General features: G+C 58.8%; 9 protein-coding genes and 1 pseudogene. 4 read left to right on the forward strand and 6 right to left on the reverse strand.

All coding sequences use genetic code 11. The features are described 5' to 3' along the window. Window positions 1-576: pseudogene (locus AC1D06_RS40885) on the forward strand (hypothetical protein); the annotation flags it as partial. Between the two features lie 6 nt (window positions 577-582). Here AC1D06_RS40885 and AC1D06_RS40890 read toward each other — a convergent pair. Then, on the reverse strand, window positions 583-1,833 hold the full coding sequence (locus AC1D06_RS40890) for a glycosyltransferase family 2 protein (RefSeq protein WP_477991155.1): 1,251 nt from the start codon (window positions 1,831-1,833) through the stop codon (window positions 583-585). Between the two features lie 166 nt (window positions 1,834-1,999). Here AC1D06_RS40890 and AC1D06_RS40895 point away from each other — a divergent pair, with 166 nt between their 5' ends. Next, window positions 2,000-2,905 carry a hypothetical protein gene (locus AC1D06_RS40895; protein WP_477991156.1) on the forward strand — a complete coding sequence of 302 codons (906 nt, stop codon included), beginning with the start codon at window positions 2,000-2,002 and terminating at the stop codon, window positions 2,903-2,905. Window positions 2,906-2,945: 40 nt separating this feature from the next. Here the strand turns inward: AC1D06_RS40895 and ychF are convergent, their stop codons facing one another. Then, a complete protein-coding gene (gene ychF / locus AC1D06_RS40900) occupies window positions 2,946-4,049 on the reverse strand; it encodes a redox-regulated ATPase YchF (protein WP_477991157.1) in 1,104 nt (367 codons plus the stop codon). 193 nt (window positions 4,050-4,242) lie between these two features. Between ychF and clpS the strand changes: the two genes are divergently transcribed. Beyond that, window positions 4,243-4,551, forward strand: a complete 309-nt coding sequence (gene clpS, locus AC1D06_RS40905; RefSeq protein WP_477991158.1) for an ATP-dependent Clp protease adapter ClpS — start codon at window positions 4,243-4,245, stop codon at window positions 4,549-4,551. 5 nt (window positions 4,552-4,556) lie between these two features. Here clpS and AC1D06_RS40910 read toward each other — a convergent pair whose 3' ends face one another. Both AC1D06_RS40910 and prmB read right to left on the reverse strand, forming a co-directional pair. Continuing rightward, entirely contained in the window at window positions 4,557-4,910 is a 354-nt protein-coding gene (locus AC1D06_RS40910; RefSeq protein ID WP_477991159.1) for a hypothetical protein, read from the reverse strand. 108 nt (window positions 4,911-5,018) lie between these two features. Beyond that, a complete protein-coding gene (prmB, locus tag AC1D06_RS40915; RefSeq protein ID WP_477991160.1) occupies window positions 5,019-5,957 on the reverse strand; it encodes a 50S ribosomal protein L3 N(5)-glutamine methyltransferase in 939 nt (312 codons plus the stop codon). A gap of 174 nt (window positions 5,958-6,131) precedes the next feature. On the opposite strand from prmB, the gene AC1D06_RS40920 reads away from it, so the two are divergent. Next, the gene (locus AC1D06_RS40920; protein WP_477991162.1) at window positions 6,132-6,515 is read left to right on the forward strand and encodes a hypothetical protein; all 384 of its coding nucleotides are present in this window, start codon (window positions 6,132-6,134) and stop codon (window positions 6,513-6,515) included. A 10-nt stretch (window positions 6,516-6,525) separates the two neighbouring features. Here AC1D06_RS40920 and AC1D06_RS40925 read toward each other — a convergent pair whose 3' ends face one another. Together AC1D06_RS40925 and AC1D06_RS40930 are read right to left on the reverse strand one after the other, a co-directional pair. Further along, a complete protein-coding gene (locus AC1D06_RS40925) occupies window positions 6,526-7,134 on the reverse strand; it encodes an NADAR family protein (RefSeq protein ID WP_477991164.1) in 609 nt (202 codons plus the stop codon). Between the two features lie 23 nt (window positions 7,135-7,157). Beyond that, the coding region (locus AC1D06_RS40930; protein ID WP_477991166.1) for a peptide chain release factor-like protein at window positions 7,158-7,565 on the reverse strand (408 nt) is incomplete at its 5' end.

Here is a 7,565-nt window from a genome sequence, read left to right on the forward strand (position 1 = left end):
GCCGTGTTTAGCCTGGCGATACTGGTTATCATCCACGGACAGATCGAGAAATTCTTCGATGCTCCGATTGCCTATGCCGCTTTCCTCGGTGTCTTTGCCGCGCTGGTGTTCGGCACGGCGCTGCGCTTCGATTTTGCCGATCGATCGAGGGTGACACGGCGATCGGATGTGGCCTTCTGGATGCATCTCGCCGCGGCGCCGGCCATCCTCTACACGATCATGGCCTGCATCTATCTCAAGGGGACGGCGAGCACGATCTCGGCCAACACCAACCTCCTTCAGGCCGTCGTGATCGTTGTCGCAGTTCTGGCTATGATGATGATCGGCGTGGTCCTGGATCGGCGCGCCTTCGTCACCTCCGGGCTGCTGTCCTTCGGTTATGCCTTCAAGGTGATCCTCACGGAAGGCGGCTTCGAGAGGCTGGTGTCCTCCACCGATACGATGGCATTCGTGGTCCTGCTTGCCGTGGGCATTATCGTGCTCAGCCTCGGCATCGGCTGGCAGCCCTTGCGCCGCTTCGTGCTCGGCGTGCTGCCCGAACCTGTGCAGGCAGTGGTTCCACCCATGCGGAGCTAAAGCCGTTCAGGCCGCTTTGGAATCGGGCTCGGCCTGGCTGTCCTGATCCACCGATCGGCGTAGGTCGATCTCGATGTCACCGGGACGGATCAGCAGGCTGGAACAGAGCTGAAAGAGTTCGCCCGGCGTCTGGATGCCGGCAATGTCATCGAAAAACACAAGCGTGCCGTTGGGCTTGATCCCGGTGAAACGTGGTGCGTCGGAGGGGGCAGGACGCGGCGTGAAGACCGGGTTGAAATATTCGAGATAGCGACCGTCCTGCCAGATGGCGATCGCCTCCCGATACCGCCCTGCGACCAGTTCGAACTCCGCTTCCGTGCGGAAAAGACTGCAATTGGCAGCGAATGCACCGACGAGCTTCTGTTCGAACCCCTCATGTGTGATGCCGTAGCGGCGCGTCAGCCAATATTGGATGACATAAATGCAAGCGCTGATGCCGTGCCAGGTCTCGAACGGCATGTCCGCTTTCCACGCGTCCTGGTTCAGATCGCGGCCGAGTTCGCTGTTGAACACTTCCTGGCTCTTTCTCTCGGCCTCGACATTGCCGATGGCGCGCGAATTCGACTCTGGGCAGGCGCCCAGCACGGAGAAGGGGCGGGCGACATGGACAAAGGTCTCGCCGAACAGGATCGCCTTGAAGGCCATCTCATAGTCGACGACCGGGAATTCGAAATAGCGGCCATTGCCCAGCTTGCGAATCCGGTCGAGCAGGCGGCGTGACAGCGCGCCATGATAGATCGAACAGCCGCTGAGCGGCACATGGCTGCAATCCTCCCAAAGGAAGGCCCTGCGCATCAGCCGCTTGCGGTCAAGCAGCGTGACACCGGTGTTGAGGCTGATCGAGATGATATGCGGCCGGGAGCCTTCGGTCGGCCAGATGTAATTCGGTCCGGTCCAGCAGATCGCATCGGCATCGATCTGTCGTTCCAGATTGGCAAGGAAGCCAGCAAGCTCGGGATCGATGAAGTCGTCGTCGCCGATGAAGGATACGAACCGGCCGGTCGCGGCTTCGAGCGCGCGCTCCCAATTGTCCATCATCGCCAGCGTCTCCGGCGGCGAGGGAAGGTAGCGGATGCGCGGATCTCCAGCGAAGGCTCGCATGAAGCCATCCATGACCGCCGGATTGTCGGAATTGTCGGCAAACACGAATTCGACGTCGTTGCGTGGGCAGGCGGTGAGCGATTTGATCGCTTCCTGGAAGTAAATCTGCCGGTTGCGCGATGGAACGCAGATGGAAAGAATGGGCTTGGCCGACATGCAGGACCTCCGTTGGACTATGCCAATAGCGCCACAGCCTGTCTTGAAGCTGAAGAGATGTTACGGCCTTGCAATCGGAATTCAGCTTCGCCTTTCGCTACGCCGCCACAATATCTGCACGATGCGATTTAATTCTGCTGCTTCTGAGGTCGTGGGGAGGGGCTTAATGGAAGTTCGGATTAGGAGTGGTCTTGGCCGGATAACGCGGTCGCATCTTGGCTATGTGCTGGTCGCCGTTGTTTGCATCGTGGCGTTTGCGATCGCCAGAATGAATGAAGCTTTTCTTGCTGCCACGCTTTTGTTGGTACTCAACCTCGAAATCGTCAGAAGAACTGATCTCGACGGGTCCATGGCGGAATATCTCAACACGGTGCTCTTCCACGTCGCCTTCTTCTTCCTCGCCCCATCGTATTACTTTGACTTATTGCCTCCGCCTGTGAACAGATTCGACTCTGAGATTCAGTTTGCTGTCGAAGCCCTGGTCGTCGTACTGCTGAATATGCGCTATCAGTTTGTCTCTCTTCGCGCACTCTCCCACTTTCTCGCATTGGCGGTCATTGTCTGCCTTCCATTCGAGATTTGGCGACTGATCTGGGTGCCGCATGGACGAGTCCACGGCTTCAGCATAGCGCTTGAAGTCTATCGGTATTGGATGATGCCTGTGGAAATGATGCTGATCGCAGGGCCGTTTTTTGTGACGGCGTTGGCGATGGATTTCGGCAGCAAGGGGAACGGGTCGCAAGCGGTGATGGCAGACGTCTACTATCTCTACGCGTTGCCGCTGATGGCATTCGGTCTTTTCCCCGGCGTTGGCATTAGCCTTCAGGCGAATTGCGACCTCAATTCGACATATGTTGCGATTGGCGGGATTGTGGTGTTGATCTTGGCGGGGTTGGTGCTTTCGCTCTTCACACACAGGAAGTCGATCGTGCTCGCGTCTGCTTTGGCCGCGCTTCCCCTTGGCGTCAATCGCTGCGTTACGGCGCCGGTCTTCGAGGCCATCTTGATTGTGTGTGGCATCCTGCTGCTGACATGGCGGTGGCTGCCGAAGGGGCCGGGGCGCGGCGCGTAGCAATCTTCACGGTGCTCTGCGAAACGCGCCGCAGTCCAACTCAGGTATTGAAACGGAAGTGGATCACGTCGCCGTCAGCGACGACATATTCCTTGCCTTCGTCACGCGCCTTGCCGGCTTCCTTGGCGCCGGTTTCGCCATTATAGGCGATATAGTCTTCATAGCCGATGGTGAAGGCGCGAATGAAGCCGYGTTCGAAGTCGGTGTGGATGACGCCGGCGGCCTGCGGCGCCTTGGTGCCGCGCACGATCGTCCAGGCGCGGGTTTCCTTCGGGCCGACGGTGAAATAGGTGATCAGGTCGAGCAGGTGGTAGCCGGCCCGGATCAGGCGGTCTAGGCCGGCCTCTTCGAGACCGAGTGCTGCGAGGAATTCCTTGGACTCTTCATCCGGAAGCTGGGCGACTTCGGATTCGATGGCCGCGGAAATGATTACGCATTCCGCGCCCTGATCCTTGGCCATCCTGGCGACGGCCTCGGTATGCTGGTTGCCGGTGACGGCTTCGGCCTCGGCGACATTGCAGACATAGAGCACTGGATGCGAGGTCAGGAGGTTGAGGCCCTTGAGGATGGCAATCTCGTCTGCCGCGAGCGTCCGGAGCAACAGGCGGGCCGGCTTGCCGTCGTTAAGCAGCTTGACGACTGCTTCCATGACCGGCAGCGTCGCCGTCGCGTCCTTGTCTTTGCCGGTGGCGCGCTTGCGGGTCTGCTCGACACGGCGCTCGAGGCTTTCGAGGTCGGCGAGCATCAATTCCGTCTCGATCGTGTCGGCGTCGCCGACCGGATCGATGCGGCCTTCGACATGGGTGATATCAGGGTCTTCGAAGCAGCGCAGCACGTGCACGATGGCGTCGACCTCGCGGATATTGGCGAGGAACTTGTTGCCCAGGCCTTCACCCTTGGATGCGCCGCGCACCAAACCGGCAATGTCGACGAAGGAGATGCGGGTGGGGATGATTTCCTTGGAGTGCGCGATCGCGGCGAGTTTCTGCATGCGCGGATCGGGCACCGCCACTTCGCCGGTATTCGGCTCGATGGTGCAGAACGGATAGTTGGCCGCCTGCGCCGCCGCCGTGCGCGTCAGCGCGTTGAAGAGGGTGGACTTGCCGACATTCGGCAGCCCGACGATTCCGCATTCAAAACCCATGGATCGGTCCGGTCATCTCTGATTTTCTTGCCGTTGCCTATGGGCAATGCGGCGCAAGAGGTCAAGGAGATATCGGCGCAGCATCTTGAAAATGCGGCTCTCGCGATGCAATATAAGGCCTTGCGGAGCGTGGATGGAACGCCCGCTCATGTCCTCGCCAACATCCCAGTGCCCATTCATCGGAGATTTACCGATGGCCGACAACGACGTCCTCGTCCCGAAGACCAAGGTCAAGCCGAAGGTCGAAAAGCCAAAACTCTATAAAGTGATCCTTTATAACGACGATTATACGCCGCGCGAATTTGTCATCATGATTCTGCAGGCGGTGTTCAAGACCGGGGAATCCGCCGGTTACCACATCATGATCACCGCGCATCAGAAGGGTTCGTGCGTGGTGGCGGTGTATACCAAGGACATCGCGGAGACCAAGGTCAAGGAGGCGATGGACTATGCCAAGGATGCGGGCTTTCCGCTGATGTTTACGGCGGAGCCGGAGGAGTAGGGATTTCAGCTGTAATTGGGATCGGTCATTCTCAGCCGCAGGAGTTCGATATTCTCCTCGAGACTCATATTACAGGGCTTTCCGCCGCAAAATGTTCCGATTTGACCGTATCGTTCGTAATCTGAAACGCAGAAGTCATCGTCCATTTCATCGAAAACGTCATCGTACCAAACAGCCTGCTTGCCGATGATGCCCACGACCCACACTTTTTTCTTCAAATTCGGCTTCGGTTCATATGACCATTTTTCTGGGAAGATTTTGACGCGCTCCCATACCCTTTTTTGTGGAAAGCTCATCTTTAAAAAGGTGTCGTTGATCAGATCCCAGATCGCTGCCTCATCTTTTCGCCGATGATCCATATACAGACTCCTACGCATTGTTTGCGAGCGACAGAGAGCAAGGGCGAACGTGCGACTACGTCACGTAGTGCGAAGTGTACGATTCTTCTGCGCGACCGAGCCTCGCACTCACTTCTTCTTCGGGCTCTTCGACCCAACCCCCAGCCCCTCAGCGGTGATCCAGAATACCTCGCCCTGCGACTCCGCGGTATCTAGCCAGAAGAATTCCAGATCCGGATACTCCTCCTCCAAGAGTTCCCGCCCGGTGCCGATCTCGCAGATCATGCCGCCGCCGGGATTGAGGTGTTTTGGCGCCTCGGCGAGGATGCGGCGGACGAGGTCGAGACCGTCTTCGCCTCCGTCGAGGGCCATGGCAGGTTCAGCCTGGTATTCCTCCGGCAGCACGGCGATTTCCTCGTGGCCGACATAGGGCGGATTGGTGATGATCAGGTCATATTTCTTGTTCTTGAGCGGTGCGAAGAGATCGCCCTTGTGGAGCGTGATGCGGTTCTCGACCTCGTGCTCGGCGAGGTTGAGCTTGGCGACTTCAAGTGCGTCGGCCGAGAGGTCGACGGCGTCGACTTCGGCGTTGGGGAACAAGCCGGCGGCGAGCACCGCGAGACAGCCGGAGCCGGTGCAGATGTCGACCACGCTTTCGACGCTGAAACGGTCGGGCAGGTAAAGCGAGTCTTCCTCGCCGTCATATTCGGAGAACAGGATCTCGCCGATGAACGAGCGCGGTACGATCACCCGTTCGTCTACGAGGAAGCGGATGCCCTGGATATAGGAGCGGCCGGTGAGATAGGCCGACGGTTTTCGCGTGGTGACGCGCGCCTCGATGCGGTCGGCAATCAGCCTGCGCTCGGCCGATGTCAGCCGGGCGTCGAGGAAGGGATCGAGCGTGTCGATCGGCAGGTCGAGCGAATCGAGGATCAGGAAGGCTGCATCGTCGCCGGCCGTCGAGGTGCCGTGGCCGAAGCTCAGATTGGCTGATCGGAAGCGGGAAATCGCGTAGCGCCAATAATCGCGGAGGGTGAAAAGGTCTTCAGTAATCCTGCTTTCAGCCATGGGCGGAATCCGTCTTGGTTCAATCCCTTACGGATACACGCTCATGCACGCGAGCGCTATATGAGGCACCCTGTTTCTCACGATTTTCCGCGCTATTGCTTTCGTTAAAATTGTGATCCGAGCGTTAGGCGGCGCTTATCGGCTCGACGCTATCATGGCTGTGAAGGACGAGACATGATCGCGCAAGCCTATCTCTGGCACTACATCGTTGCGGGCATTCTGCTGGCTATGCTGGGCGCATTCAGCCATGTCTGTCGCGCCGTCTTCAACGTGCTGCCTGATCGCCTTTCCGACAAGCCTTGGATGGATATGCTGGTCAGCAGTGGCTACAATCTTGGCGATCGGCTGTTCGGCACGGAATATGACGATGCCGGTTATTACAAGCTCGACAGCCCAAGGAACCTGCGCAACTATGTCGTCGGTACAGTTATCGGTGGCTGGGCGGCTATGCTGTTGGTTCCGGGGACGTCCGGAGTGGTTGCCCATGCGATCAACCGTTCCTGCCTCTGGCTTTGGGATCTGTTTCTTTACCGCCTGGCAAACATCCATTTCTTCTGAACTGCTGCCGTCATCGTGACGGCGGCGTCTCTTGGAAACGTGCGATTGTCCATGCGTCCCGATCAGCATCGCCACCGGCAAGTTCCGTCCGGACCGCCATCAGCGCCTCGCCGAGCCAATTGCTGCCCTGCCAGTTGGTCTCGTCGTTGATCGCCGGATCATCCCAGGAAAGCCCGACGCCCCAGATGCGGTCGTACCAGGCGCCCTCGACGAGGTGGCGGGTCTCGGTTCGGAGGAGCCGATCCTTGAGGTCAGGATTTGCCTTGAATTTTTCAAAATTCATGATGCAGACGATGCGATAGGCGGCGGCGCTCCAGACGGTCGTGTCGAAATTGCGGACCTTCCTGCCGAGCTCTTTCTGTTCCTTCGGAGTCGGTGCGGCCATGATCGCGACCAGCGTCTCGTCGTCTCCGAAAACGCTGGCCTTCGCAGCCATCATCGCCTGTTCCGCATGGGAAAACTGCATGCGCTGCTCAGAAGGCGCCAGGTCCGCCGTTCCGCCGGTTCCAAGGACAACGGGCAGGTTCGCTGAGAAGGGCGACGGGTGCCATTGGCTGAAGGGGCCGCTGACGAAATAGACATGCGAGTTGGTGATGCGCATCTTCACATATTCGGTCATCGAAATATCTCCTTGTCTCTGTCTTACAGACGGAATGTCTTCACCGCATTGCCACGCTCCAGGTCCTTGCTCGCCATGAACAGTGCAGCCTTGTCCTCCTCTTCGCGGCGGACCGCCATGAGATCGAGGATGGTCTGCAGCCGCTGGATCGCCTTGGCCTTGTTGCGGTGCTGCGAGCGTTCGTCGCGGCAGACGACGGTGATGCCGGTCGGAATGTGGGTTGCCCGCACGGCACTGTCTGTGGTGTTCTGATGCTGGCCGCCAGGACCGCCGGCGCGCAGGGTTTCGAACCGAAGGTCTTTTGCGTCGATTGTCGTCTGCATATCTGCATCTTGGAAATCGAGGCGCTGAATGCCGACGAACCAGTTCTGGCGTTGATGGCCCTTGCGGACCGGGCTCTTGAAGACGAAGCGGATCGTGCCGCACCAGCC

The sequence above is a fragment of the Rhizobium sp. P2_G2 genome (assembly GCF_056403555.1).

What these genes read in the sequence shown, in the direction of transcription:
- AC1D06_RS40895 (WP_477991156.1), top strand. Translation starts at nt 2,000, where the DNA reads ATGGAAGTTCGGATTAGGAGTGGTCTTGGCCGGATAACGCGGTCGCAT.
- clpS (WP_477991158.1), top strand. Translation starts at nt 4,243, where the DNA reads ATGGCCGACAACGACGTCCTCGTCCCGAAGACCAAGGTCAAGCCGAAG.
- AC1D06_RS40910 (WP_477991159.1), bottom strand. Translation starts at nt 4,910, where the DNA reads ATGGATCATCGGCGAAAAGATGAGGCAGCGATCTGGGATCTGATCAAC.
- prmB (WP_477991160.1), bottom strand. Translation starts at nt 5,957, where the DNA reads ATGGCTGAAAGCAGGATTACTGAAGACCTTTTCACCCTCCGCGATTAT.
- AC1D06_RS40925 (WP_477991164.1), bottom strand. Translation starts at nt 7,134, where the DNA reads ATGACCGAATATGTGAAGATGCGCATCACCAACTCGCATGTCTATTTC.
- AC1D06_RS40890 (WP_477991155.1), bottom strand. Translation starts at nt 1,833, where the DNA reads ATGTCGGCCAAGCCCATTCTTTCCATCTGCGTTCCATCGCGCAACCGG.
- AC1D06_RS40920 (WP_477991162.1), top strand. Translation starts at nt 6,132, where the DNA reads ATGATCGCGCAAGCCTATCTCTGGCACTACATCGTTGCGGGCATTCTG.